General features: G+C 35.1%; 25 protein-coding genes and 1 riboswitch. Of the genes, 16 read left to right on the top strand and 9 right to left on the bottom strand.

What is annotated here, in order from left to right; genetic code table 11:
- Positions 1-74 precede the first annotated feature (74 nt).
- The gene (locus tag AB6B24_RS05500; protein ID WP_311803951.1) at positions 75-557 is read left to right on the top strand and encodes a peroxiredoxin; all 483 of its coding nucleotides are present in this window, start codon (positions 75-77) and stop codon (positions 555-557) included.
- A 172-nt stretch (positions 558-729) separates the two neighbouring features.
- Positions 730-3270 (top strand): M1 family metallopeptidase, encoded by a 2541-nt coding sequence (locus AB6B24_RS05495; protein ID WP_195936324.1) that lies wholly within the window; start codon positions 730-732, stop codon positions 3268-3270.
- 36 nt (positions 3271-3306) lie between these two features.
- Here AB6B24_RS05495 and AB6B24_RS05490 read toward each other — a convergent pair whose 3' ends face one another.
- The 3 genes from AB6B24_RS05490 to AB6B24_RS05480 form a co-directional block, all read right to left on the bottom strand.
- Positions 3307-4500, bottom strand: coding sequence for a tetracycline resistance MFS efflux pump (locus AB6B24_RS05490; RefSeq protein WP_010905276.1), 1194 nt, complete (start codon positions 4498-4500; stop codon positions 3307-3309).
- Between the two features lie 390 nt (positions 4501-4890).
- Positions 4891-5364 (bottom strand): MarR family transcriptional regulator, encoded by a 474-nt coding sequence (locus AB6B24_RS05485; protein WP_003131690.1) that lies wholly within the window; start codon positions 5362-5364, stop codon positions 4891-4893.
- A gap of 2 nt (positions 5365-5366) precedes the next feature.
- Complete coding sequence (locus AB6B24_RS05480) at positions 5367-6644, bottom strand: cation diffusion facilitator family transporter (protein WP_311803952.1); 1278 nt, start codon at positions 6642-6644, stop codon at positions 5367-5369.
- Positions 6645-6918: 274 nt separating this feature from the next.
- Between AB6B24_RS05480 and AB6B24_RS05475 the strand changes: the two genes are divergently transcribed.
- Positions 6919-7269: a PadR family transcriptional regulator gene (locus tag AB6B24_RS05475; protein ID WP_003131688.1), complete on the top strand. Its 351-nt coding sequence runs from the start codon at positions 6919-6921 to the stop codon at positions 7267-7269.
- A gap of 410 nt (positions 7270-7679) precedes the next feature.
- Here AB6B24_RS05475 and AB6B24_RS05470 read toward each other — a convergent pair whose 3' ends face one another.
- Positions 7680-7928: a bacteriocin gene (locus AB6B24_RS05470; protein WP_012897166.1), complete on the bottom strand. Its 249-nt coding sequence runs from the start codon at positions 7926-7928 to the stop codon at positions 7680-7682.
- Between the two features lie 78 nt (positions 7929-8006).
- Positions 8007-8333, bottom strand: a complete 327-nt coding sequence (locus AB6B24_RS05465; protein ID WP_235587181.1) for a helix-turn-helix transcriptional regulator — start codon at positions 8331-8333, stop codon at positions 8007-8009.
- Between the two features lie 87 nt (positions 8334-8420).
- On the opposite strand from AB6B24_RS05465, the gene AB6B24_RS05460 reads away from it, so the two are divergent.
- From AB6B24_RS05460 to AB6B24_RS05445, 4 genes are all read left to right on the top strand, one after another.
- Positions 8421-10160, top strand: a complete 1740-nt coding sequence (locus AB6B24_RS05460; protein ID WP_017864090.1) for an ABC transporter ATP-binding protein — start codon at positions 8421-8423, stop codon at positions 10158-10160.
- A gap of 3 nt (positions 10161-10163) precedes the next feature.
- Positions 10164-12158, top strand: a complete 1995-nt coding sequence (lmrD, locus tag AB6B24_RS05455) for a multidrug efflux ABC transporter LmrCD subunit D (protein WP_003131686.1) — start codon at positions 10164-10166, stop codon at positions 12156-12158.
- A gap of 175 nt (positions 12159-12333) precedes the next feature.
- A complete protein-coding gene (locus AB6B24_RS05450) occupies positions 12334-13599 on the top strand; it encodes a UDP-N-acetylglucosamine 1-carboxyvinyltransferase (protein ID WP_256293672.1) in 1266 nt (421 codons plus the stop codon).
- A gap of 45 nt (positions 13600-13644) precedes the next feature.
- Positions 13645-13863: a YdbC family protein gene (locus AB6B24_RS05445; protein ID WP_003131683.1), complete on the top strand. Its 219-nt coding sequence runs from the start codon at positions 13645-13647 to the stop codon at positions 13861-13863.
- 25 nt (positions 13864-13888) lie between these two features.
- On the opposite strand, the gene AB6B24_RS05440 is transcribed toward AB6B24_RS05445, so the two are convergent.
- The 4 genes from AB6B24_RS05440 to thiT all read right to left on the bottom strand — a co-directional run bounded on the left by AB6B24_RS05440 (position 13889) and on the right by thiT (position 16016).
- Positions 13889-14227, bottom strand: a complete 339-nt coding sequence (locus AB6B24_RS05440; protein WP_003131682.1) for a DUF3397 domain-containing protein — start codon at positions 14225-14227, stop codon at positions 13889-13891.
- Between the two features lie 41 nt (positions 14228-14268).
- A complete protein-coding gene (locus AB6B24_RS05435; protein ID WP_003131681.1) occupies positions 14269-14817 on the bottom strand; it encodes a biotin transporter BioY in 549 nt (182 codons plus the stop codon).
- 110 nt (positions 14818-14927) lie between these two features.
- On the bottom strand, positions 14928-15404 hold the full coding sequence (locus AB6B24_RS05430) for an aminoacyl-tRNA deacylase (protein ID WP_003131680.1): 477 nt from the start codon (positions 15402-15404) through the stop codon (positions 14928-14930).
- 63 nt (positions 15405-15467) lie between these two features.
- Entirely contained in the window at positions 15468-16016 is a 549-nt protein-coding gene (gene thiT, locus AB6B24_RS05425; protein ID WP_014570375.1) for an energy-coupled thiamine transporter ThiT, read from the bottom strand.
- 46 nt (positions 16017-16062) lie between these two features.
- Positions 16063-16162: riboswitch (TPP riboswitch) on the bottom strand.
- A gap of 582 nt (positions 16163-16744) precedes the next feature.
- On the opposite strand from thiT, the gene AB6B24_RS05420 reads away from it, so the two are divergent.
- From AB6B24_RS05420 to AB6B24_RS05380, 9 genes are all read left to right on the top strand, one after another.
- The gene (locus AB6B24_RS05420; protein WP_021722387.1) at positions 16745-17605 is read left to right on the top strand and encodes a MetQ/NlpA family ABC transporter substrate-binding protein; all 861 of its coding nucleotides are present in this window, start codon (positions 16745-16747) and stop codon (positions 17603-17605) included.
- Between the two features lie 143 nt (positions 17606-17748).
- Complete coding sequence (locus AB6B24_RS05415; protein WP_003131676.1) at positions 17749-18609, top strand: MetQ/NlpA family ABC transporter substrate-binding protein; 861 nt, start codon at positions 17749-17751, stop codon at positions 18607-18609.
- Positions 18610-18725: 116 nt separating this feature from the next.
- On the top strand, positions 18726-19586 hold the full coding sequence (locus tag AB6B24_RS05410) for a MetQ/NlpA family ABC transporter substrate-binding protein (protein WP_153241723.1): 861 nt from the start codon (positions 18726-18728) through the stop codon (positions 19584-19586).
- 18 nt (positions 19587-19604) lie between these two features.
- Positions 19605-20465 carry a MetQ/NlpA family ABC transporter substrate-binding protein gene (locus AB6B24_RS05405; RefSeq protein WP_311803956.1) on the top strand — a complete coding sequence of 287 codons (861 nt, stop codon included), beginning with the start codon at positions 19605-19607 and terminating at the stop codon, positions 20463-20465.
- Positions 20466-20568: 103 nt separating this feature from the next.
- On the top strand, positions 20569-21675 hold the full coding sequence (locus tag AB6B24_RS05400; RefSeq protein WP_003131670.1) for a methionine ABC transporter ATP-binding protein: 1107 nt from the start codon (positions 20569-20571) through the stop codon (positions 21673-21675).
- Entirely contained in the window at positions 21675-22370 is a 696-nt protein-coding gene (locus tag AB6B24_RS05395; protein ID WP_003131669.1) for a methionine ABC transporter permease, read from the top strand. The genes AB6B24_RS05400 and AB6B24_RS05395 overlap by 1 nt, the downstream gene beginning before the upstream one ends.
- A 47-nt stretch (positions 22371-22417) precedes the next feature.
- Complete coding sequence (locus AB6B24_RS05390) at positions 22418-22966, top strand: ECF-type riboflavin transporter substrate-binding protein (RefSeq protein ID WP_012897180.1); 549 nt, start codon at positions 22418-22420, stop codon at positions 22964-22966.
- Between the two features lie 107 nt (positions 22967-23073).
- Positions 23074-24771, top strand: a complete 1698-nt coding sequence (locus AB6B24_RS05385; protein WP_311803957.1) for an ABC transporter ATP-binding protein — start codon at positions 23074-23076, stop codon at positions 24769-24771.
- Positions 24764-25585, top strand: a complete 822-nt coding sequence (locus AB6B24_RS05380) for an energy-coupling factor transporter transmembrane component T (RefSeq protein ID WP_311803959.1) — start codon at positions 24764-24766, stop codon at positions 25583-25585. Before AB6B24_RS05385 ends, AB6B24_RS05380 begins: the two co-directional genes overlap by 8 nt.
- The last annotated feature ends 81 nt before the right edge of the window (positions 25586-25666 follow it).

Raw genomic sequence — 25666 nt, 5'->3', positions numbered from 1 at the left:
TATGAGCAATAAGAGCCAGATGAGTTGAGATTCTATGATAAAATGAAGTCATAAAGATTAACAAAGGAGCATTAATGACAATGAATATCACATCTCATGGTGAAAAAATAGCAACAATAAATCCGACAATAAGTGGTGATGCACCTGATTTTGAACTGACAGATTTAAAAGGAAATAAAATTAAATTATCAAAACTTGAAAAACCTGTTTTGATTAGTGTTTTTCCTGATATTAATACTAGAGTTTGTTCACTTCAAACCAAACATTTTAATCTTGAAGCAGCAAAACATTCTGAAATTGCCTTTTTGAGTATTTCAAATAATACAGCAGATGAGCAAAAAAATTGGTGTGCAGCCGAAGGTGTTGACATGACAATTCTTGCTGATGATGGAACTTTTGGAAAGGCTTATGGTCTTATTTTAAATGGTGGTCCTCTTGAAGGACGTCTTGCCAGAAGCGTCTTTGTTGTGAAAAATGGTCAAATTGTCTATAGTGAAGTTTTGTCAGAGCTTTCTGATGAACCAAATTATGAAAAAGCACTAGCAGCTACTAAATAGTTATAAATGACAAAATAGGGGATAATTGCAATTGATGCTTGTCTTCTATTTATAAGCTGTCAACAGGCAGCTTTTTTAGTAGTAAAAAGAATAGATGTAATTTTTCTTTGTACTCGAAATTTTCTATTCAATTTGATATAATTAGATTAATACTGAATATTTAGGAGAAAACATGGCTGTAAAACGTTTAATTGAAACTTTTGTTCCGGAAAATTATAAGATTTTCCTCGATATTGACCGTAAAACCAAGAAAATAAAAGGTCAAGTGGCAATTACTGGGGAAGCAAAAGATAGTGTTATTGCCTTTCATGCCAAAGGTTTACACTTTAATAAAGTTCGTGCTTTTAGTGTCGACACAAACTTCATTGAAAATGAAGAAGATGAAGAAATCGTTGTTAAAATTGGTGAAACAGGGCGCGTGACTGTTTCATTTGAATATGAAGCTGAATTGACTGACAACATGATGGGAATTTACCCTTCATACTATGAAGTCAATGGCGAAAAGAAAATGCTCATTGGTACACAATTTGAAAGCCATTTTGCTCGTCAAGCCTTTCCTTCTATTGATGAACCAGAAGCAAAAGCAACCTTCGATTTGTCAGTAAAATTTGATGAAGAAGAAGGCGACATCATTGTTTCAAACATGCCAGAACTCTTGAATATTAATGGAATTCACGTTTTTGAACGTACTGTCAAAATGAGTTCTTACCTTTTGGCTTTTGTATTCGGTGAACTTCAATTTAAAAAAGGCAAAACAAAATCTGGTGTTGAAGTAGGTGCTTTTGCAACAAAAGCTCATAGTGAAGCTGCGCTTGATTTCCCGCTTGATATTGCTATTCGTTCAATTGAATTTTATGAAGATTACTATAAAACGCCATATCCACTCCCACACAGTTGGCACATTGCCTTACCTGACTTTTCAGCAGGAGCAATGGAAAACTGGGGATGTATCACTTATCGTGAAGTCTGCATGCTTGTTGACCCTGAAAATGCAACCATTCAAAGCAAACAATATGTAGCAACCGTTATTGCACACGAATTGGCACATCAATGGTTCGGTGACCTTGTAACAATGCAATGGTGGGATGATTTGTGGCTCAATGAATCATTTGCCAACAACATGGAATATGTTTGTATGGATGCTTTGGAACCAAGTTGGAACGTTTGGGAATCATTCTCAATCTCAGAAGCCAATATGGCACTGAATCGTGATGCAACTGATGGAGTTCAATCTGTCCACGTTGAAGTGACTCACCCAGATGAAATTGGAACGCTCTTTGACCCAGCAATCGTCTATGCCAAAGGTTCACGTTTGATGGTTATGCTTCGTAAATGGCTTGGAGATGAAGATTTTGCTGCTGGTTTAGCTCTTTACTTCAAACGCCACCAATATGGAAATACAGTCGGAGATAATCTTTGGGATGCCTTGGCTGAAGTCTCTGGAAAAGATGTGGCATCTTTCATGCATTCATGGGTTAACCAACCAGGTTACCCTGTCGTTACTGCCGAAGTCATTGATGATACTTTAGTTTTGAGTCAAAAACAATTCTTCGTTGGTGAGGGTGCTGATAAAGGACGTTTGTGGAATGTTCCTTTGAATACAAATTGGTCAGGATTGCCAGACTTACTTTCTTCTGAAAAAGTTGAAATTCCTGGTTTTGCTGCTTTGAAAGCAAAAAATAATGGTAAAGCCCTCTTTTTGAATGATGCAAATATGGCTCATTACATTATTGATTACAAAGGACAATTGTTGACAGACCTCCTCTCAGAAGTTGAGACTTTGGAGAATGTGACTAAATTCCAAATCTTGCAAGATCGTAAATTATTGGCTAAAGCAGGTGTAATTTCTTATGCTGATGTCGTAAATATCTTGCCGGCATTTACTAATGAAGAATCTTACCTTGTCAATACTGGTTTGAGTCAACTCATTAGCGAATTGGAACTTTTTGTTGATGAAGATTCAGAAACTGAAAAAGCTTTCCAAAGTTTGGTAGGAAAACTTTTCGCTAAAAACTATGCTCGCTTAGGTTGGGATAAAGTTGCTGGTGAATCTGCTGGTGATGAGAGTCTTCGTGGAATTGTTTTGAGTAAGACTTTGTATGCTGAGAATGCAGATGCCAAAGCAAAAGCCAGTCAAATCTTTGCAGCACATAAAGAAAATCTAGCAGGTATTCCGGCTGATATTCGTCCAATTGTTTTAAATAATGAAATTAAGACGACAAATTCTGCTGAATTGGTTAAAACTTATCGTGAAACTTATGTTAAAACTAGCTTGCAAGAATTTAAACGTGAGCTTGAAGGGGCTGTCGCATTAATCAAGGATGAAAAAGTCATTGCTGAATTGCTTGAAAGCTTCAAAAATGCTGATATTGTTAAGCCACAAGATATTGCTTTCTCTTGGTTCTACCTGTTGCGCAATGATTTCTCACAAGATGCTGCTTGGGCTTGGGAAAAAGCAAACTGGGCATTCCTTGAAGAAAAATTGGGTGGAGATATGAGTTATGATAAATTTGTTATCTATCCAGGAAATACTTTTAAAACTGCTGATAAATTAGCAGAATATAAAGCTTTCTTTGAGCCAAAATTAGAAAATCAAGGTTTGAAACGTTCAATCGAAATGGCAATCAAGCAAATCACAGCACGTGTTGCTTTGATTGATAGCCAAAAGGCTGACGTTGATAAATCAATCAAAGAAATTTCTGAAAAATTATAATAAATAAAAAATCACCTTTTTGAGGTGATTTTTTATTCATTCTTGGTCTGACTTTGTTTTCGATAGCACAAGTAGAGCGATTATTAGAAAGATAAATCCCATGAGTGCTGGAGCGAAATGACCAAGGCTAATATAGATTTGTCCACCAATTAAAGGGCCTATCACGCGAGTAAGTGCTTGAAGTGCTTGACTTCCACCTTGAAGTTTACCTTGTTCGGAAGAAGTCGCTGATTTTGAAAGTTTACCGTTAAAGGCAGTTCCAAAAATACTATCTCCAAAAGCGAAGATAAACATTGCTAGAATGAAGAAGGGCCACATTTTAGAAAAAGCAGAAAGTGCGAAAAGAAGGTAAGCAATTATTTCGCAGACTAGTGCCAAACGGATGAGTTTATCTTCATTAGCTAATTTTAGAAGTCTTGGCATGATAAAGATTTGAGTCAAGATATCCATTAAACCCATGATGGATATGGCTAGACCAATTAATACAGGCGTCCAAGCAAAAGAATCTAATGAAAATTGACTAATAATTGCTTGGAGTGCACCATTTGGTAGCCAAAGTAAGATACCGGCAAAGAGCAGACGATTGAGATTTTTCATGCGTAAGAGCTGAAAAAGTTGAGTGAAAGGATTGAGTTGTTTAAGGGAAAAATTACGTGTGCGATGAGTTTCAGGCAAGCTCTCGTTCATTACGAATGCACCGTAAAGAAGATTGGCGATTGAGATTAGGGCGCCGAAGTAAAAGGGAACTGAATTGCCAAAATGAGCTAGAAGGCCTCCAACTGTTGGGCCAGAAATTGTTCCAACACCAACAGCGGCGGCTGTCCAACCAAAAACTTTAGTTCGATTTTCTTCATCAGTAATATCAGCAAAGTAAGCAAAAAGGGTCACGATATTTCCACCAGTTAAACCATCAATGATTCGTCCGAGAAAAAGCATCCAGAGACTACCAGCTAAGCCAAAGATAAGATAACCAAGAGCAGAGCCAGCTAAAGAAATCAGTAAGATAGGTTTACGACCAAAACGGTCTGATAAAGAACCGAGAGCAGGAGCGGCAAAGAAAGTACATAGTGCATAGATTGCCATTAAACTAGTGACAATGAGTGCTTGGTCATGAGCATTAGCAAAGGGTGCGACCATAAAAGGAACGACTGGTGAGATGATTGTAAAACCAAGTCCTGTCAGGAAAGTGGTGATAAGCCCAAAAGTGAGGGCGTGTTTATTAATTTTCATAGGTAAAACCTCCATAAGATATGAGCCCGACTGTGTTGAAGCGATGAAATTTGCCATTCGACTTGCTACTTTAGTAGCGTAGTGAGAATGGACAGCGCAGCACTCTAGTGCGTAGATAGAAAAATTGGTGGTTCTGCCCAACAGGCAGGTTCAAAATTTTGTCTTTTTCATAAACTTCTAGCGGTCTGAACTCAATTACAATAATTGATGATGATTTCTTAGGAAGTTTTTTGCGCAGCCTTGCGTCTGCTAAAGTGAAATCTATAGACTTGTGATTTCACTTTTCTACACGGTTTCCTCGGAAACAAAAATAGTATATCATAACATTGTTTCCGTGTCAACAAAAAACGAACAAAAAAACTGTCAGTAAAAATTAATTTACTGACAGAATTATTTTTCAATATTATTCCGGATAGCAGAATCAAGATGATTATTGTATTTATTGAGGAATTCTAAAATATTGCTGACAGACTCATCAGTTAATTCATCGAAGATAACTTGATCCTTTTCTGAAAATTTTTGGTGCAAACTTTCGTGACGGTCATTAATTTCTTGACCCTCTTTTGTTAAGCGAAAATAGATTTCCTTTTTATTTTGAGGAATTTGATAAGATTCAACGAGATTTTTTTTGAGCAGTTTTTTAGCGATTTTACTGGCAGCACCGCGTGTCATGTAGAGATGATGGGCTAATTTGGTCACATTTGGATAAGGGGTTTTAGCAATAAATTCAATCGTTTCAATTTCTGATAACGAAATATTTGAGAATTCAGCCTCCATTTGCGGCTTGTAATAGGCATCAATCTTATTAAATAAATCAGTTAAAGAAGTCATGATTTGTTCCTGATTTTGTTGAAGATTGGTCATAATCACTTTTCCTCTCTTTTTAAAGTTGTCTGTCTATAAATACAGCGCCAATAGTCATTGCGTCGCCAGATACTTGTAACCACAAAATTTTGTTCATTTTTCCAGTAATCATAAGTTAAAATAAATGTTTTCTTGCTGACTTGTGAACTACTATAGTGATTTATTGCTAATGGAATTACTGACAGACTTGTCAATGAATTTTTAGTGTCATTATTTTTACTGACAGAATTTTCGTCAGTAATTTTTGCAAAATCTTTCAATTTATCAGAAGCATTGATGATTTTTCCATCAGCAAGAATTTCTTGAAAAGTGCTGTCAGTTAATTTGTCCAAATTTTCCAGATTTAAAAACTGTTCTTCTTTTGCCAAAAGTTCAAGTGAGCGACTGGCGTAATGTTCCTCTTCAGGTAAGGCAGCAGGTTCAACGTGGACATCAACATCATAAACACCATAATTGTCAATTAACATTTTCTCAATGAACTCGGTCGCTTCATGACTCTCGAAAACACTTAAATCAGGAGACATTTCAACCACTACATCAAGGAAAATATTACTTCCATAAGAACGACCTCGGACAAGCTTAACCCCTTTTACCTTTGGAACTAAGCAAATTGCTTCGCGATATTCTTCGACAAGATTTTCATCAAAACCATCAGAGAGACTAAAAACAGATTCATGGAAAATATCATAAGCAGTCTTTAAAATGAAACCACAAATAACTACAGCCATCGCAGTATCAAGCCACTCCCAGCCGACGCTACTTGCTAAAATAGCAACCACAGTTCCAATAGAAGTCACCGCATCAGAGAGATTGTCCTTACTTGCTGCTGACAGCGCTTGTGAGTTCGTTTTTTTAGCCAATGCTCGATTATAAAGATAAACGCCCAGCATGACGAAAGCTGAGAATAAACCAACAAGAGCTCCCAGCGGGTCAATGGCTTCTTCTTTACCAGAAAGAAGTGTCATAACTGTTTCTCTTAAAACCTCAAAACCAACGAAAAACATGATAAAACTAGAAATTAAGCTAGCGATTGATTCAATTTTCCAGTGACCATAAACATGATCACTATCTGCTGGAATTCGAGCAAGTCGAAGACCAATCAAAATTGCAATATTTCCCATAATATCAGTCACATTATTAAAACCATTAGCTTGAAGAGCGCTAGAATGCACAATTGCTGCAAAAGCAATTTGTCCAATGGATAAAACAATATAAGCGATAATAGAAACCCAAACTCCTTTTTCAGCGAGTTTCAGATTGTTTGTACTTGAAGCTGCCATATGAATCCTCCCAAATTTACATCATTCCATTATAACAAAATTTTGAATGAAAGTTTGTATCTATTGCCAAAAAAGCTTTTATAACAAGGGCTCACAAAATATAAATAAAAAATAAGGGCTGACTAATTTATATAAAAATACCCACTTTCTACTATATTAATGTAGTAGAAATCAGTCAAAAATAAAATAATTATATAAAAAATTCAAGTACCTTGACTTACATAGTAATGTGAAGTATAATATACTTTGTTTAAAATGATAGAAAGGAAAAAGAATGGCAGAAATACCAAAGGAAATGTTACGCGCCCAAACCAATGTCATTTTGCTCAATGTCTTAAAACAAGGGGATAATTATGTTTATGGCATTATCAAGCAAGTCAAAGAAGCCTCAAATGGAGAAATGGAGCTTAATGAAGCCACGCTCTATACAATCTTTAAAAGACTTGAAAAGGATGGGATTATCAGTTCTTATTGGGGAGACGAAAGCCAAGGTGGCCGTCGTAAATACTACCGCTTGACAGAAATTGGTCATGAAAATATGCGACTTGCTTTTGAATCTTGGTCTAGAGTCGATGAAATTATTGAAAATTTAGAAGCAAATAAAAAAGATGAATCTAATAAATAATTTCCAATTAAAATTTAAGTTACAACATAAGGGATGAAGGTAAAAAATATTCGTCGCAAATTGTTGACTTAAACTTTGAAAAGCGTTACAATATTTTTGTTAGTTTATCTTTTTTGAAACTAACTATTGTAATGTTTAACAGCATTAACAATTAATGCTTGTTTACTAAAAAAAATAATGTTATAATTATTTTCTCAAAAAATTTATTGAAATTATTTTGAAGTAAAATGAAATTGAAAATTCAATTTAATGTAAACTTATTTACATTATTTAACTCTAGAAAGGAATTTTATGATTTTCAAATCAATCATGAAGCAAACAAACTGCTAAGAGCTTACAGAACCATATCTTACTATTGGAAAATAAAAAAAGTGCTCATAAAGAGCACTTGAAAATTTACTTATTTGGGCTTAGTATGGATAAAATTTCATCATCGTATTGTAGGCGCTAGAAGCATAGCCACCCATGCTAACGCTTTTAACAGCAGCTGATGCGGCTTTTCCCGTTTGGGTAATTGAAGCTAAAGTGCTAGCTAGGTTAGAACCACCAGTAAATGCAACATTGGCACCACCAGCGATATCTTGAAGTTCTTCGGTTGACAGTTCTTTGAATGAAGATAGAGGTTTATCGGTATTGATTGATTGAATTTTTTTACTCATAATTGAATTCTCCTTCTAATCGTTTGTAAGCTTACAAATAGATTGTACCACTTATAATTTGGTTGTACAGCCAAAAAGTTAGTGATTTTTATATTTATTTTCAGCATCCCAAAGAGTATCGATACTGATGCCGAAAAGTTGACTTGAATTGAATAAATCAGTCCCCTTAGGTATGGTTTTATTTGACTCCCAATTTCTAATAGTATGAGTATCCACATTAAGAAGTTCGGCAAGTTGTTCTTGTGTATAGTGATTTTCGAGTCTGTGATATTTGAACGAAGTTGAAAAGTGTCCACCAGTAATTTTAAAAAGTTCTGTTTCATCAAGTAATTTGAAGTTAGATAAACAAGAAAAGTGGTTAGCATCAATATAGGAATGACGAAACATTGAAAGAAGTTTATTCATGTTTTAAATTATATAATATTTTTATTATAATTTAAAATAGACTGAATATTAAAAAATAATTTATATAAAAAGAAAAGAGGATAATTGATGATTGGAAAAGCAATATGGCGTCATAAATGGTTAGCATTGTTTTCAATGTTTGCTACATTCATTTATGCCGGCGTTCAATTGTACCAACCGCAGATAATCAAAGATATCATGACGATTTTGGCTAATTCTACCTTAACTCGCCATCAAATGTCTGATAAAATCCAAAATGATGGAATTTTAATACTTGTTGTTTCAGGTATAGGAATAGTATTTGCTATTGTATCAACTCTAACGGCCGCTAAACTTGCTCAAGAAGTTGGTGCTGTGGTTCGTGAAGATACCTACAAAAAAATTAATACCTTCTCTTATGAAGATATCGAGAAATTTAATGCTGGAAACCTTGTTGTTCGGATGACAAATGACGTCACACAAGTTCAAAACTTGATGATGATGGTTTTCCAAATTTTAATGAGAGTGCCTGTCCTTCTAATCGGAGGAATTATCTTATCAATTACGACTATGCCTCGTCTTTGGTGGATTACTCTCCTTCTTTTAGTGCTTATTATTGTAGTTACTGTTGTGATAATGGGACGCATGGGCCCTCACTTTATGGCTTTCCAAAAATTGATGGACCGTATTAACGCCATTGCTAAACAAAACTTGCGTGGTTCACGTGTCGTTAAATCATTCGTTCAAGAAAAAAATCAAATCAAAGATTTTGATGAAACTTCTGATGAACTTTACGATCATAACTGGGCAGTAGGAAAACTCTTCTCGGCAATGATTCCTCTCTTTACAATTATTGCTCAAGGAGCGATATGGCTTGCCATCTACTTTGTATCAACCTATGTTACAAAGTCACAAAGTATTGCGACTGATAGTATCGGTGGGATTACAACATTTATAACTTATATGGGAATGATTATGTTTGCCATTATCATGGGTGGTATGATTTCAATGTTTGCTTCACGTGGTATGGTATCAATTGGACGTATTAATGAAGTGTTAAATACTGATCCAGCCATGAAATTTGATGAAAATGCTAAAGACGAAGTTCTTTCAGGTTCTGTCAAATTTGACCATGTGTCATTCTCTTATCCTAATGATGAAGAACCAACGCTTAAAGATATTAGCTTTGAAGTAGAACCTGGTCAAATGGTTGGGATTGTCGGAGCGACTGGTGCTGGTAAATCTACATTGGCACAATTGATTCCAAGACTCTTTGATCCAACAGAAGGTACCGTTTCAGTTGGTGGAAAAGATCTTAAAACAGTTAGTCGTGGAACATTGAAGAAAAATATTTCTATTGTTCTTCAAAAAGCCATTCTCTTCTCAGGAACAATTGCTGGAAATATTAAACAAGGGAAAGCCGATGCAACTGATGAAGAAATGACTCGTGCTGCACGCATTGCCCAAGCCGCAGAATTTATTACAACTAAAGATGGTCAATATGATTCTGAAGTTGAAGAACGCGGAAATAACTTCTCAGGTGGTCAAAAGCAAAGACTTTCAATCACACGTGGAGTTGTTAAAAATCCAAATGTCTTAATTTTAGATGACTCAACATCAGCCCTTGATGCTAAATCTGAAAAACTTGTTCAAGAAGCTTTGAATAAAGACCTTAAAGACACAACCACAATTATTATTGCTCAAAAGATTTCATCAGTGGTTCATGCAGATAATATTTTGGTTCTTGACCAAGGAAAACTTGTTGGTCAAGGAACTCACCAAGAATTAGTTGCTGAGAATAAAATTTACCAAGAAATCTACGACACACAGAAAGCACAGGAGGACTAAGACATGGAAAATACCAAATCAACAAGAAAAATGTCTGACACCACACGTGCCATCCGATTTTTTTACCTCTATCTGAAAAGATATAAACTCCAATTTGCTGTAATTATGATTTTCATCATTTTAGCAACTTGGTTACAGGTTGTTTCTCCATCACTTTTGGGGGACGCCATCACTAATTTGACTAAATATGTGACTGACTTCTTTACACATCAACATGCTGGTCAATCCCAAGATGCACTACAACAAATTGCTCAACAATTAAGCCAACAAATGCACCAAACAGTAGATTGGCACAATGTTCCTGAAGTTGTGAAATCTTTGCCACAAGCAGCACAAGACCAAATCACTGCTAATCTTCCTAAAGGAACAACTTTAGAAACACTTAAAACAGTGGCAACTTCACATGCAGCCAGCACTTCTACATTCATGAAAGGAATGTGGCAATTGCTTGCAGTCTATGTAGCAACAGGTGTATCAATGTTGATTTATACCTTGCTCTTTAGCCGTATCGTTGCTCATTCAACAAATCGTATGCGTAAAGGTTTGTTTGGTAAACTTGAACGTTTGACAATTTCGTATTTTGACCGTCATCAAGATGGTGATATCCTTGCTCGTTTCACATCTGACTTGGATAACATTCAAAATACTTTAAACCAAGCACTCGTTTCGGTTATTTCAAATGCTGCGGTCTTTGTGGGTGTCATTATCCAGATTTTCAATAAAGATGTGACATTTGCTTGGTTGACAGTTGCCGCTTCTCCAGTTGCTATTTTATCTGCTGTGATTATCATTCGTCAATCGAAAAAAGCAACAGACAAACAACAAGAAGAAGTTTCACAACTTAATGCCTATATGGATGAAAAAATCTCTGGGCAAAAAGCAATTATCGTTGAAGGTTTGCAAGAAGATTCTATTAATGGATTCTTGGAACATAACGAAAATGTTAAAAAACGTACCTTTGCTGCTCAAGCATGGTCTGGTATGATTTTCCCATTGATGAATGGTTTCCAACTTTTATCAATTGCCATTGTTATCTTTGGTGGAACGGCCTATGTTCTTAACGATGATAGCATGTCAATTGCCACAGGTTTAGGGCTTTTGGTTGCCTTTGTTCAATACGTTCAAAGTTACTACAACCCAATCATGCAAATTTCATCAAACTTTGGTCAACTTCAACTTGCCATCACAGGGGCAACTCGTTTGAATGTCATGTTTGATGAACCAGAAGAAGTTCGTCCTGAAAATGGTAAGAAATTTGATACGATTAAAGACGGAATTCAAATCGAAAATCTTGATTTTGAATATCTTCCAGGAAAACCAGTCCTCAAAAAAGTTAATATTGATGTTAAAAAAGGACAAATGGTTGCCCTCGTTGGTCCAACTGGTTCAGGTAAAACAACAGTTATGAACTTGATGAACCGTTTCTACGATGTTAATGGTGGAGCAATTAAATTTGATGGAACTGATATTCGTGAATTTGATTTAGATAGCTTGCGTTCAAATGTCGGAATTGTTTTGCAAGAGTCTGTTCTCTTTGATGGAACGATTGCTGATAATATCAAGTTTGGTAAACCAAATGCTACTCAAGAAGAAATTGAAACAGTGGCTAAGACAACTCACATTCATGATTTCATTGATAGCTTACCTGACAAGTACGAAACACATGTTTCAGATGATGAATCAGTCTTCTCAGTTGGTCAAAAACAACAAATTTCTATCGCACGTACCATTTTGACAAATCCAGAACTTTTGATTTTGGATGAAGCAACTTCAAATGTGGATACAGTAACTGAACAACAAATTCAATGGGCGATGGAAGCTGCTATTGCTGGTCGTACTTCATTCGTTATTGCTCACCGTTTGAAAACAATTCTTAATGCAGATAAGATTGTTGTTCTTAAAGATGGTGAAGTTATCGAAGAAGGAAATCACCATGAACTCGTTGCTCAAGGTGGCTTCTACTCTGAACTTTATCACAATCAATTTGTTTTTGAATAAGAGATTATTCAGTTAAGCAATAGAAAATAAAATCACAGTTAAAATTTTAGCTGTGATTTTTTATTTAGAAAAAAAGTCTATGAAAAACTACTATAAAATGTTAAAATAGAGAGCGGTTCTTAAAAATATAATTTTTTTAAGACAATAAAAATGTGAAAAGTGATTTTGAAATAATATGAAAAAAATAGTAATTAATGGTGGAAAGCGTATTTCAGGAACCATTCCAATTTCTGGCGCAAAAAATTCAGTAGTCGCTTTGATTCCAGCAACTATCTTAGCTAACGATGTTGTAACGCTTGAAGGAGTTCCAGATATTTCTGATGTCGCAAGTTTAGTCGAAATCATGGAAATCATGGGAGCAAAAATTGAACGAAATCTTGAAGAAGGACGACTTGTGATTGATACCCGCAGTGTTGTTTCTCGTCCCCTTCCTTATGGAAAAATCAACTCTTTACGTGCTTCTTATTATTTCAATGGGGCACTTTTGGGACGTTTTGGTCAGGCAACAGTAGGCTTGCCTGGTGGCTGTGATTTAGGCCCTCGTCCAACGGATTTACATGATAAAGCCTTTAAAGCTCTAGGGGCTAAGAAGATTCAAGAAGAAGAAGCTGAGCACTTAGAAGTGATTGGTGATTCGTTAGTTGGAACAACCATTTATATGGATGTTGTTTCTGTTGGGGCAACAATTAATACTATGCTTGCTGCTAGTCGTGCAAAAGGTTTAACTATCATTGAAAATGCTGCCCGTGAACCTGAGATTATTGATGTGGCGACACTTCTAAATAATATGGGCGCACAAGTTCGAGGAGCTGGGACTGACATTATCCGCATTACTGGAGTGGATGAAATGCACGGTGCTCAACATACGGTGATTCCTGACCGTATCGAAGCGGGAACTTATCTTGCCTTAGCAGCTGCTATGGGAGATGGTGTCATCATTGAAAATGTTATTTATGAACACTTGGAATCTTTCATTGCTAAACTTGAAGAAATGGGTGTAGGTTTGACCATTCGTGAAGATAGTATTGAAGTTCATAAATCAGAAAATCTAAAATCAGTCAATATTACTTCTGTTCCTTACCCAGGGTTTGCGACGGATTTGCAACAACCAATTACACCACTTTTATTGAAAACAAAAGGTCGTGGTTCAATTGTTGATACGATTTATCAAAAACGTGTCAATCATGTCCCTGAATTAGCTCGTATGGGTGCTAATATTTCTGTTTTAGACGATCGAATTATTTATGACGCTCCTAATGAATTAACTGGTAGTTGTGTTCAAGCAACTGACTTACGTGCTGGTGCGGCTTTGGTTACTGCTGGAATTATTGCCAGTGGAACTACAAAAATCTCTAATATTGAGTTTATCCTACGTGGTTATGACCACATCATTGAAAAATTGACTGCTGTTGGTGTAGATATTCAATTGATTGAAGAGTGACAAAAGTGATTTATTTTCGTATAGACTAATGAGAAAGGAAATAAGATGGCTGATAAATTAAAATTTGAAATCATTGAAGAATTGATTGTTCTCTCTGAAAATGCAAAAGGTTGGCGTAAAGAATTAAATCGTGTTTCTTGGAATGATGCCGAACCTAAATATGACATTCGTACTTGGTCACCTGACCATGAAAAAATGGGTAAAGGAATTACTTTATCTGAAGAAGAATTTGGTGTTCTCTTAAAAGAATTAGGAAATAAATAAAAGCCCTGAGATTTCAGGGCTTTTTTTAATGGGTAAAAGTTATCACAATAAGGATAAGATAAATAATCAAAGTAATAAAGAAGGTCAAGCGCCACCAGAGTTTTAAAAAGCGACGATAGGTAAATTGTTTATAATAAAGCAAATCAAGCAACAACAAAACAAGCGCTAAGCCAGAAATGATTAGCAGGTAGTATGGAATGATGCTGATACTTGTAACATTTTTAGAAAAAATTTGCATCCCTAAGATGAGAAATATTGTAAAAACATCTGGAATTTTTAGTTTGCGATTGGTTAAGTGACGAAGTCTAAAAAACTTGAAAATGAAAACCAATGCAATAAAGACAATAAGGGGATAAAGCGCCATAAGTACTTTTATAAACATAGACTAATTGTATCGGTTTTGCCTTAGTTTGTAAAGTATTTATTTGTGTGAGAAAGTGCACGAATAAGTGCTAAGCCAAAGATAGTGACAAGGACAGCTTTAATAATTTCAACAATGACAAATGGTGTGAATCCAAGCTTTAAGGCCAATGACCAGTCGACATTGGTAAAAAATTTGAGCCACAATGTTCCGATAACTAACATAAGCAGGTGTCCTACAATATTTATGATAAAAGCAGGGATGGTCTTATAATTAATTTGATGAAGGCCAAAAGAAATAAGGGTTCCCATTATTAAAAAGGCAATTAGAAAACCACCTGTTGGACCAAAAAGAACCGCAATTCCTGATGTCCCTCCAGTGAATACGGGAATTCCAATAAATCCTAACAGGAGATAGAGTAAGATAGCAAAAAAAGTTTCACGCGCTTTTAGTACTGTGGCAACAAGTCCTACGGCAAGTGTTTGTAAGGTGACGGGCACAATACCAATTGGGATAGACAGAGGAGATAGAACCGCAATAATTGCTGCACCAAGAGCAATTAGGGTTAAAGAATATAATTTTGTATTTTGCATTAAGAATCCTTTGTTTTATGTATAAAATAAAATATACTAAAAAAGAAGAATTTTTGCAAACTCTTGCTCTAATAAACAAAAAATTACTGACAGAAATTCTGTCAGTAATTTTATTCTCTAATTTCGACAAATTGAGCATGAACAAAGTCAGCAAGGACTTTAGGAGCGATTTTTATGCTACGCCCAACTTCGCCAGCTGAACAAACGATAAAGTCGTGCTCTAAGGCAATAGAATCAATGAAAATTGGGAATTTTTTATTTTGCCAAATCCCCACAGGATTATTTGCACCGTGAATATAACCTGTCGTTTTTTGCAAGTCTTTTTGAGGAATCATGCTTACTTTTTTATTGCCCGAAACTTTGGCCAATTTTTTTTCTGATAAATGCTCTGTCAGTGGAAGAATACCAATGACAGGACCAGTTTTATCGCCGATTAGTGCTAGGGTTTTATAAATATCACTGCGACTGATATCCACAGGGAGGCTATTACTTTCTAAAGCGTTAATTGCAAGTCCAGTATGCTCAATTTTTGCCTTATCAAGAATTTGTTCTACAAGTGTTTTCTTTAATTTTTGCTTTTTAGACATAGCTTTATTATAGAAGAATTTGTGCTGACTGACAAGATAAAATAATTTTACTGACAGATTTTATTAGTAATTGCTATAAATGAAAAGTTTAGGGAATTTTTTGACGAAAATGATCAAAATGACAAATGCAGCAATAGCAGTCAAAATTGCACTGATTCCATTGACGGCAAGAGAATAGGCAACGGCTCCCCAGCCTTTCCAAGCGTATTGGCTCCAGAAAATGATTCCGGCAATAAAATGGAAGAAGTATTTAAGAAGAACAGCAACAAAAGTTCCCAAAAGAACTGGTACAAGTTTTAGAGGGGCTGTTTTTTGGCGGAAAAGTCCAGCAATTCCAAGTGAAACAGGGGCGATGAGATATTCAAGAAAAGCTTGAGACAAGGTTAAAATATAAGCGTGTCCAGTAATCATTGACAGAATTCCCCAGATTAATCCACCGACAAGTCCAGCTGTTAGGCCGCGACGAAAACTGAGAATAAGAATTGGGATACAGGCGATTTCAACAATAATCCAGCCATAAACAGTATTTGGAATAAGGCTGATGATGAAGGCGAGTGCCGCCATGAAGGCAATTTCCGTTAACAAACGGACATTGAACTTAGAATTAGACATAAAAAAACTCCTTTTTGATGCGCACAAAAGGAGGGTTAGAAATTAGACATTTGTCTTAACACATTCCTACGCTGGCATTACCCAGATCAGGTCAGATGGTATTTCTCGCTACTGACAGTTTTGTCAATAGACCCATTGTGCAAATATTTATTTTTACTCATTAAGTTTAGCATATTTTAAGTTGAAAAGCATTTTTTTAAGATTGTTAATCTATTTTATAAATTAAACTTAAAAAATATTTAAGGCAACATAAAAAATCAATAATTCAAAAAAAACGAAAGTCTGTTAGAATAAGTCTATACACAAATTCGGACAAAATAAAAGCGGTCGAGTAAGTAATTGTGAAGGTCAGCACAGAGAGCTTGTAGTGGTGAGAGCAAGCCTGAGCGAAGCAATGAAAATGGCTTGATAAGCGTAGCAAGAGTGAGGTTTAACTAAGCTCTTGACGGAATGGTTCTCGTTATTGAACTTGAAAGTTGCCTTTGGAATCTGAAAATTTTCAGTGAACTAAAAAGTGCTTAAATCAAGAATGGTACCACGATATAGCTCGTTTCTTTATATGAAATGAGCTATTTTTATTTAGCATGAGCGCTTTATCTTGAAGAATTTGTTTAGTATTAGAAAAATTAACAGGTGCACGGTTAATTTTTCTAATAGATGTAAAAAGTTTATCAAAAGGGGAATAATTGATTTTAAAAAATAAATCAATTAGAAAAAAGGGAGAAGAAATGAATCCAAGAAACAGAAATATTTTAATTGTCGTTATTGTTGTTGTAATTGTTGCTATCGCTGCATTTTTCGGTTTTAATCATAAATCTGGTGGAAGTAAAACGGCAAATAAAACTGTGAATATTGGAATAATGACAGGAACAAAAGAAGATGATGCCATTTGGTCAACTGTTTCTAAAACAGCTAAAGATAAATATGGAATTACTTTAAAATTCACTCATTTTACAGATTATACACAACCAAATACAGCTTTGAAAAACGGCGATATTGATTTGAATGCCTTCCAACATTATGCTTTCTTGAATGCTTGGAATAAAGCTAATGACGGTGATTTGAAAGCAATTGGTAATACAACAATTTCACCAATTCGCCTTTATTCTAAAAAAATTACTTCATTGAGCCAAATTAAATCAGGAGATACAATTGCAGTACCTAATGACGCTTCAAATGAAAGTCGTGCACTTTATGTCTTGAAGAATGCTGGTTTGATTGGCCTTTCTGTATCAGGTGATACACTTGCGACAGTCAAAGATATTAATTCAAATCCAAAAAATTTGGTCATTAAAGAATTAGATGCGGCACAAACACCGCGTGCGCTTGATTCAATTACAGCGGCAGTAATTAATGACGATTTTGCAACAACAGCAAAATTAACGGTTGAAGAGTCTATTTATACTGAACCTGTAAACAAAGATAGCGAGCAGTGGATTAATATTATCGTTGCAAATAAAAAAGATGCTAATAACAAAATTTATAAAGAAGTTGTGAAAGCCTACCAAACTGAAGCAACGAAAAAAGCAATTGAGAAAGCTTATCCTGATAAGAGAAAAATTGCTGCTTGGGGATTGAAACTCGACTAAGTAATTTCGTTAAAAAGTAACGGTTAGGTGAAAACTTTGGAAATTTCTACTTTAGAAATTTCTGCCTTAGGGCTAATAAATTTTACTGACAGAAGACTCAAACTGATTACGAACGGTTTGGTCAGTAGAAATTGGAGAAGATTATGAATCCTAGAAATCGTAATATAATTATTGGAATAATTGTTGTTGTTATTGTAGCTATTGCTGCATTTATCGGCTTTGGTCAAAAATCTCAAGCAAATAAAACAGTAAATAAAACAGTGAAAATTGGGATAATGACAGGAACAAAAGAAGATGACAGCATTTGGCAAACGGTATCTAAAACTGCTAAAGATAAATATGGAATTACTTTGAAATTCACACACTTTACGGATTATACTCAGCCAAATACAGCATTGAAAAATGGCGATATTGACTTAAATGCCTTTCAACATTATGCTTTTTTAAAAGCATGGAATAAAGCAAATAATGGCAATTTAGTGGCGATTGGGGATACAGTGATTTCGCCAATCAGTGTTTACTCAAAACAACTCAAAAATATTTCAGATATCAAAGAGGGTGGAACCATTGCGGTACCAAATGATGCTTCTAACGAAAGTCGTGCCCTTTATGTCTTGAAGTCTGCGGGATTGATTAAATTGGATGTTTCTGGTCAAACACTGGCGACGGTCAAAGATATCACATCAAATCCAAAAAATTTGGTCATTAAAGAACTTGATGCTTCACAAACTGCGCGTGCTTTAGATTCAGTCGATGCAGCAGTTATCAATAATAATTATGCCGTTACTGCTGGTTTAAAGAAATCTGATGCCATTTTTACAGAACCAGTTAATAAAGATAGTCAACAATGGATTAATATTATTGTTGCAAATAAAAAAGATGAAAACAACACTGTTTATAAAGATGTTGTCAAAGCTTATGAAACAGAAGCAACCAAAAAAACTATTGCTAAAGCTTATCCGGACAAGAGTACAATTCCTGCTTGGGGCTTGAAATTAAAATAATTGTTTTTAATGCTCAAATAAGTCTCTCTTCATTGAGAGGCTTATCGTTCAAAGAAGGTCTGAACACTTGTGAAATAGAATATTTTATAAGTATTCAGTAGAATTTGGGGAAAAATTTGAATCCGAAAAATAGAAATATTATTGTTGCACTTGCAGTGATTATCGTTGTTGCTTTGGTTGCTTTCTTTAGTTTAAATCATCAAGCAAGTAAAAAATCAACCGCTCAAAAAACAGTTAAGGTTGGAATCATGAGTGGGGACAAGCAAGACCAAGAGGTCTGGAAATCAGTAGCTAAAACCGCCAAAGAAAAATATGATTTAAAGCTAAAATTTGTTTATTTTTCTGATTATAATCAACCTAATGAAGCACTTCTTTCGGGAGATATTGATGTCAATGCCTTTCAATCTTATAATTATGTGAAAACTTGGAATAAAGCACATAAGAGTGATATTGTGGCAGTAGGAAATACTTATATTACACCAATGCACATTTATTCAAAAGAAGTCAGCAAATTGTCAGATTTAAAAGAAGGGTCAACCGTTGCAATACCAAATGATGCTTCAAATGAAAGTCGGGCATTGTTCGTGCTCCAAAGTGCAGGTTTGATTAAATTGACAACAAGTGATTCTAGCAAATTAGTTGGCTTACCAGATATCACAGAAAATTCGCATCAATTAAAATTCAAAGAAGTGGATGCAAGCCAAACACCGCGTGCGCTTGATTCTGTTGCTTTGTCAGTGGTTAACTATAACTATGCAACCGCAGCTAGCTTACCAAATTCTGAGTCTGTCTATATGGAACCTCTCAACAAAACTTCTGCTCAGTATATTAACTTTATTGCTGCGACAAGTAAAGAAAAAAATAATAAAGTTTACAAAGAAGTTGCCAAGGCTTATGCTTCAAAAGCGACAGAAAAAGCAATCAAAGAACAATATCCAGATGGCGGAGAATTGCCAGCTTGGAACTTGAAACTTTGAAAATGAAAGGATTTATTTATGAATCCAAGAAATCGAAAAATTCTTTTTGGAAGTTTGCTTTTGCTGGTTATTATCGTGGCTCTAATCACTTTTACTTTAAGGCAAGGAAAAAGCAAATCTACTTCTGTCAGTAAAATCGTAAAAATAGGTTTGATGCCTGGTGGGAAACAAGAAGATGCCATTTGGAAAAAAGTTCAAAAAAATGCAAAAGACCAATTTGGGATTACTTTAAAATTTGTCAATTTTACTGACGGAGATCAGCCCAATAAAGCTTTGACTAACCATGAAGTGGACCTCAATGCCTTTCAACATTATGCTTACTTGAAATCATGGAATAAAGCTAATAATGGAAATATCGTATCAATTGGTGATACAATTATTACGCCGATTCATTTGTATTCGACAAAGTATAAAAATGTGACGGAAATTCCTGATAAAAGTACGATTGCTATCCCAAATGATGTTACTAATGAAAGTCGTGCCCTTTATGTTTTAAAAAATGCAGGACTCATTAAACTTGATACTTCTAGAGGAGCATTAGCAACGGTTAAAGATATCAGAGATAATCCTAAAGGCTTAATTATCAAAGAAATTGATGCAAGCCAAACCCCACGTGCGCTTGATTCTGTTGCTGCAGCAGTCATTAATTATAATTTTGCTATTTCAGCAAAAATTTCGGAGAAAGAATCAATTTATCAAGAACCTTTAAATGAAGATTCAGCTCAATGGATTAATTTTATTGCGGCAAATCAGTCTGATAAAAATAATAAAGTTTATAAAGAAGTGGTCAAAGCTTATGAGCAAAAAAATATCGCTGATACCATTAAAAAAGAATATCCAGATGGTGGAGAACTCCCCGCTTGGAATTTAAAATTGTAACTAAGAAAACTCGTCAGAGACGAGATTTTCTGTCAGTACTGACAAAAGAGAAAATAACTTTGTCAGTACTGACAGAGAATGAAAAAAGATAAAGGAAAACAATATGACAGCAATTATTGAATTAAATAATCTTTCTGTACAATTTCATCAGAAAGGAAGATTAGTCACAGCAGTAAAAGATGCTACTTTACACATTGAAAAAGGGGATATTTATGGAGTAATTGGTTATTCTGGGGCTGGTAAATCAACTTTGGTCAGAACCATTAATCTCCTTCAAAAACCGACCAAAGGTCAAATTGTGATTAATGGTGAGAAGATTTTTGATAGTGAAAATCCTGTAAAATTTACTGGAGCGAAATTACGTGAGTTTCGTCAAAAGATTGGGATGATTTTTCAACATTTTAATCTTTTGAGTGAAAAAACAGTTTTTAATAACGTGGCTTTTGCTTTACAACATAGCCAAATCGAAGATAAAAACGGGAAAAAACGTTATCTTACAAAAAAAGAAAAAACGGATAAAGTGACCGAATTATTAAAATTGGTTGATTTAGAAGAGCTTTCTGATAAGTATCCAGCTCAGCTTTCTGGGGGACAAAAACAAAGAGTTGCTATTGCGCGTGCACTTGCTAATGACCCTGAGATTTTGATTTCAGATGAAGGAACATCAGCACTTGATCCAAAAACAACCAATCAAATCTTAGATTTACTTAAATCTCTTCATGAAAAATTAGGAATCACAGTTGTTTTAATTACACATGAGATGCAAGTGGTTAAGGAAATTGCTAATAAAGTAGCTGTTATGCAAAATGGTGAAATCATTGAACAAAATTCATTAATTGATATTTTTGCACAACCTAAAGAAGCTTTAACGAAACAATTTATTGAAACAACAAGTTCGGTCAATCGTTTTATTGCCAGTCTTTCTAGAACAGAACTTCTGGCACAATTAGCAGATGACGAAGAATTAATTCACTTAGATTATTCAGGTTCAGAGCTTGAAGACCCTGTGGTTTCTGATATTACGAAAAAATTTGATGTAACAACTAACATTTTCTATGGTAATGTTGAGTTACTTCAAGGACAACCTTTTGGTTCATTAGTTTTGACCTTAAAAGGTTCAAGTGAACATCGGGCTGCCGCAAAGGCATATTTTGTTGAAAGACATTTAAAATTTGAAGTTTTAGGTAAAATTGAAAGGACGGTAGACTAATGGCAGAATGGTTTGCACATACATTTCCTAATGTGGTTTATTTAGGATGGACAGGTGAGACGGGTTGGTGGACAGCAATTGTTCAAACGCTTTATATGACATTTATTTCAGCACTTATTGGTGGTTTATTGGGATTGATATTTGGAATTGGTGTTGTCGTGACTGCTGAAGATGGGATTACACCTAATCGACCATTATTTTGGATTTTAGATAAAATTGTTTCTATCGGACGGGCTTTTCCCTTTATTATCTTATTAGCAGCAATTGCTCCCTTGACTAAAATTTTGGTGGGAACGCAGATTGGTGTTACTGCGGCTTTAGTTCCATTGGCTCTAGGAGTGGCTCCTTTTTATGCCAGACAAGTTCAAGCTTCGCTTGAGTCTGTTGACCATGGAAAAGTTGAAGCAGCTCAAACGGTGGGAGCTGATTTTCTCGATATTGTTTTCACGGTCTATCTTCGTGAAGAATTAGCTAGTTTAATTCGTGTTTCAACCGTTACTTTAATTTCCTTGATTGGTTTGACTGCAATGGCTGGTGCGATTGGAGCAGGTGGACTAGGAAATACGGCTATTTCTTATGGCTATAATCGCTTTGCCAATGATGTGACTTGGTTTGCAACCATTTTAATCTTGATTTTTGTATTATTGGTTCAGCTTGTTGGTGATTTCTTAGCTAGACGGGTTTCACATCGATAATTTATCAAATAATTTTAGATAAAAATATTTTCTAAAAAGGAGAAACAATGAAAAATAACTCTGTAAAAATTGTTGTTGCCACTGGGATTGGGGCTGCTTTGTTTGTGATTATTGGTTGGCTAATTAATATTCCTACACCGATTCCAAATACAAGTATTCAATTGCAATATGCGGTCCTTGCCCTGTTTTCAGCCTTATTTGGCCCTTTAGCTGGTTTCTTGATCGGATTTATTGGTCATGCCCTTAAAGATTCATTTCTCTATGGTGCGCCTTGGTGGACTTGGGTTTTAGGATCAGGTTTGATGGGCTTATTTCTAGCTTTTGGAGTCAAAAGAGAAACTTTGACTCAAGGAATTTTTGGAAATAAAGAAATCATTCGTTTTAATATTGTTCAATTTTTAGCCAATGTCGTAGTTTGGGGAATTATTGCTCCAATTGGGGATGTTTTAGTTTATAGTGAACCGGCAAATAAGGTCTTCACACAAGGAATTGTTGCTGGTTTAGTAAATGCATTGACTATTGCCGTAGCAGGAACTTTACTACTCAAACTCTATGCTGCTACCAGAACCAAATCTGGCTCACTCGATAAAGAATAAAAAGCTCCAGATATGCTAAAATAAAAGCAGCAAATATTTGCTGCTTTTACGCTTGTATCGGTTTAATAAAGCACAAAAATAAAGTATCTCTAAAAAGAAGGAAAAAAATGGAAGCCTTAATTTCGTTCAAAGATTTTACATTTAAATATGATTTACAAAAAAATCCAACTTTAAAAAAGATAAATTTGGAAATATTTCCTGGGGAAAAAGTACTGATTGTTGGTCCTTCTGGTTCAGGTAAATCAACGATTGGTTCTTGTCTTAATGGGATTTTGCCCCATTTACATAAAGGAGAAGCAAGTGGTGAACTCTCAATTGCTGGTTTGCCTTTTGGGACTTCAATTGCTGAATTATCTGAAAAGGTGTCGACGATTTTGCAAGATACTGATGGCCAGTTTATTGGTTTGAGCGTTGCTGAGGATATTGCTTTTGCTTTGGAAAATGATGGTCTGATTCATGATGAACTGGTCAGTAAAGTGGCCTATTGGTCAGACAAAACAGAAACAAATAAACTCTTGAATCATCGCCCCCAAGATTTGTCGGGAGGACAAAAGCAGCGGGTTTCTTTAGCTGGTGTTTTGATTGATGAATCACCAATTTTGCTTTTTGATGAACCTTTAGCCAATTTGGACCCGCAAACTTGCTTAGAAACAATGGCTTTGATTAAGGATATTCATGAAAACAATGAAGTCACTACGATTATCATCGAACACCGAATCGAAGAAGTTTTACCGCTTGGGATTGATAAAATTGTCGTGGTCAACGACGGCGAAATTGTTGCAATTGGAAGTCCTGCTGAATTATTAAAAACAGAAATTTTTAATGAAAATTCATTACGCGAGCCTCTCTATCTCTCAGCATTGAAAGCTGCAAATGCTACAGAATTACTGACAGATTTTTCTGACCTAAAAAGTTTGGAAGGCCTGTCAGCAAAAAATTTACTGACAGATTTTTTAGACACTTATAAATTTACTGACAAGGCTGTCAGCAAAAATAATATTCTGTCAGTAAAAAATTTATCAGTAAATTTTGCTCAACATGAAGTTCTAAAAGGTATTAATTTAGAAGTTCAAGAAGGAGAAAAAATTTCAATTGTCGGGAAAAATGGAGTTGGTAAGTCAACCTTTGCCAATGCACTCTGTCATTTTGTTGAAGCGAATGGCGAAATTTTATACCGAGGGCAATCAATTATTGCTGATTCTATTTCTGAACGTGCGGCAAAAATTGGTTATATTATGCAAAATCCAAATCTGATGATTTCGCAAAATATTGTCAGTGATGAGGTGGCAGCTGGTTTACGACTCCGTCATGTTGATGAAAAAATGATTCAAGATAAAGTTGAAGAAATCTTGAAAGTTTGTGGGCTTTATCCTTTTAGAAATTGGCCAATTTCTTCCTTGAGTTATGGTCAGAAAAAAAGAGTAACGATTGCTAGTATTTTAATACTGGAACCTGAAATTTTAATCCTTGACGAACCAACAGCTGCTCAGGATTTACAATCTTATCGGGAAATTATGGATTTTCTTGACGAACTTAACCGCCGTCTTCATTTAACAATGATTATGATTACACACGATATGTATTTAATTACAGAATATAGTGACCGGACCCTTGTTTTTGCTGACGGGAAAATTATTGCTGACAGCAGTCCTTATCAAATTTTAGAAAATGAAGATTTTGTAAAAATGGGCAATTTAAGTCAACCAAGCCTTTATCAACTTGCCAGACAAACAGATACCAATCCCGTTTTACTGACAAAAGCTTTCATCAATTTTCAGAATCAGGAGAGATTAAAGCATGAATAATCAACTTAGTGTTCTAGGCTATCAAGCTGGAAATTCTTTTATTTACCAACTGAATGCAACAGCAAAACTTCTTTTCTTTCTATTAATTTCTATCAGCAGTATGGTGACTTATGATACGAGATATTTGGCTTTTGTTGCTTTATTTTCGGTAATTTTATTCTATTTTTCTAAAATTCCTTTTTCATCAGTAAAAAGGGTTGCCCAATTTGCAACAATTTTTGCGATTTTAAATCTGCTTTTTGTATTTATTTTTGATCCTGGATATGGCGCGCGACTTTATGATTCAAAAACAATCCTTTGGGGACCTCTTACTTTAGAAGAACTTTTTTACCTTTTTAATCTCGTCTTGAAGTATTTTTCAACCATTCCGCTCGCTTTACTCTTTATCTTAACTACTAATCCGAGCCAATTTGCCAGTAGTTTAAATAAAATTGGTCTGCCTTATCGTTCCTCATATTCGGTTTCATTAGCGCTGCGCTATATTCCTGATATGCAAGAAAAATTTTTAGCAATCCGTAATGCTGGACAGGCCAGAGGAATGGATTTATCAAAAAAAGTAGGACTTTTTTCGCGAATAAAATTAAATGTTCAATTGTTACTCCCTTTAATTTTTTCCAGCTTAGAACAAATTGATACTATTTCTACAGCTATGGAGCTTAGACGATTTGGTAAAAAGAAGAAAAGAAGTTGGTATTCTTATCAACCTTTGAATGTTAAAGATTACTTGATTATCTTGCTTGCGCTTTTAGGAGTGGCGATTGTTATTCTTCTCTTCTTTGTAAATCAGGGCCGATTTTTTAATCCATTTCATTAAGAAAAGCAGGTTTTCTGCTTTTTTCTTATCTTGCAAAAATGGGTGGAAAATGGCATAATAGGACTTGTAAAAAACTTTTGA

It is taken from the genome of Lactococcus sp. AK05 (assembly GCF_041026685.1).
In the GTDB taxonomy this organism is placed as follows: domain Bacteria; phylum Bacillota; class Bacilli; order Lactobacillales; family Streptococcaceae; genus Lactococcus; species Lactococcus lactis.
Note: the sequence above shows the minus strand (reverse complement) of the source record. Positions and strands in the feature narration are given on the sequence as shown.

Bases quoted from the DNA above. Each gene is read 5' to 3' on its own strand.
- AB6B24_RS05385 (WP_311803957.1), top strand. From the start codon at position 23,074: ATGGAAGCCTTAATTTCGTTCAAAGATTTTACATTTAAATATGATTTA.
- AB6B24_RS05430 (WP_003131680.1), bottom strand. From the start codon at position 15,404: ATGTCTAAAAAGCAAAAATTAAAGAAAACACTTGTAGAACAAATTCTT.
- AB6B24_RS05400 (WP_003131670.1), top strand. From the start codon at position 20,569: ATGACAGCAATTATTGAATTAAATAATCTTTCTGTACAATTTCATCAG.
- thiT (WP_014570375.1), bottom strand. From the start codon at position 16,016: ATGTCTAATTCTAAGTTCAATGTCCGTTTGTTAACGGAAATTGCCTTC.
- AB6B24_RS05445 (WP_003131683.1), top strand. From the start codon at position 13,645: ATGGCTGATAAATTAAAATTTGAAATCATTGAAGAATTGATTGTTCTC.
- AB6B24_RS05460 (WP_017864090.1), top strand. From the start codon at position 8,421: ATGATTGGAAAAGCAATATGGCGTCATAAATGGTTAGCATTGTTTTCA.
- lmrD (WP_003131686.1), top strand. From the start codon at position 10,164: ATGGAAAATACCAAATCAACAAGAAAAATGTCTGACACCACACGTGCC.
- AB6B24_RS05405 (WP_311803956.1), top strand. From the start codon at position 19,605: ATGAATCCAAGAAATCGAAAAATTCTTTTTGGAAGTTTGCTTTTGCTG.
- AB6B24_RS05395 (WP_003131669.1), top strand. From the start codon at position 21,675: ATGGCAGAATGGTTTGCACATACATTTCCTAATGTGGTTTATTTAGGA.
- AB6B24_RS05420 (WP_021722387.1), top strand. From the start codon at position 16,745: ATGAATCCAAGAAACAGAAATATTTTAATTGTCGTTATTGTTGTTGTA.
- AB6B24_RS05480 (WP_311803952.1), bottom strand. From the start codon at position 6,644: ATGGCAGCTTCAAGTACAAACAATCTGAAACTCGCTGAAAAAGGAGTT.
- AB6B24_RS05470 (WP_012897166.1), bottom strand. From the start codon at position 7,928: ATGAGTAAAAAAATTCAATCAATCAATACCGATAAACCTCTATCTTCA.
- AB6B24_RS05450 (WP_256293672.1), top strand. From the start codon at position 12,334: ATGAAAAAAATAGTAATTAATGGTGGAAAGCGTATTTCAGGAACCATT.
- AB6B24_RS05500 (WP_311803951.1), top strand. From the start codon at position 75: ATGACAATGAATATCACATCTCATGGTGAAAAAATAGCAACAATAAAT.
- AB6B24_RS05435 (WP_003131681.1), bottom strand. From the start codon at position 14,817: ATGCAAAATACAAAATTATATTCTTTAACCCTAATTGCTCTTGGTGCA.
- AB6B24_RS05415 (WP_003131676.1), top strand. From the start codon at position 17,749: ATGAATCCTAGAAATCGTAATATAATTATTGGAATAATTGTTGTTGTT.
- AB6B24_RS05485 (WP_003131690.1), bottom strand. From the start codon at position 5,364: ATGACCAATCTTCAACAAAATCAGGAACAAATCATGACTTCTTTAACT.
- AB6B24_RS05390 (WP_012897180.1), top strand. From the start codon at position 22,418: ATGAAAAATAACTCTGTAAAAATTGTTGTTGCCACTGGGATTGGGGCT.
- AB6B24_RS05465 (WP_235587181.1), bottom strand. From the start codon at position 8,333: ATGAATAAACTTCTTTCAATGTTTCGTCATTCCTATATTGATGCTAAC.
- AB6B24_RS05440 (WP_003131682.1), bottom strand. From the start codon at position 14,227: ATGGCGCTTTATCCCCTTATTGTCTTTATTGCATTGGTTTTCATTTTC.
- AB6B24_RS05495 (WP_195936324.1), top strand. From the start codon at position 730: ATGGCTGTAAAACGTTTAATTGAAACTTTTGTTCCGGAAAATTATAAG.
- AB6B24_RS05490 (WP_010905276.1), bottom strand. From the start codon at position 4,500: ATGAAAATTAATAAACACGCCCTCACTTTTGGGCTTATCACCACTTTC.
- AB6B24_RS05380 (WP_311803959.1), top strand. From the start codon at position 24,764: ATGAATAATCAACTTAGTGTTCTAGGCTATCAAGCTGGAAATTCTTTT.
- AB6B24_RS05475 (WP_003131688.1), top strand. From the start codon at position 6,919: ATGGCAGAAATACCAAAGGAAATGTTACGCGCCCAAACCAATGTCATT.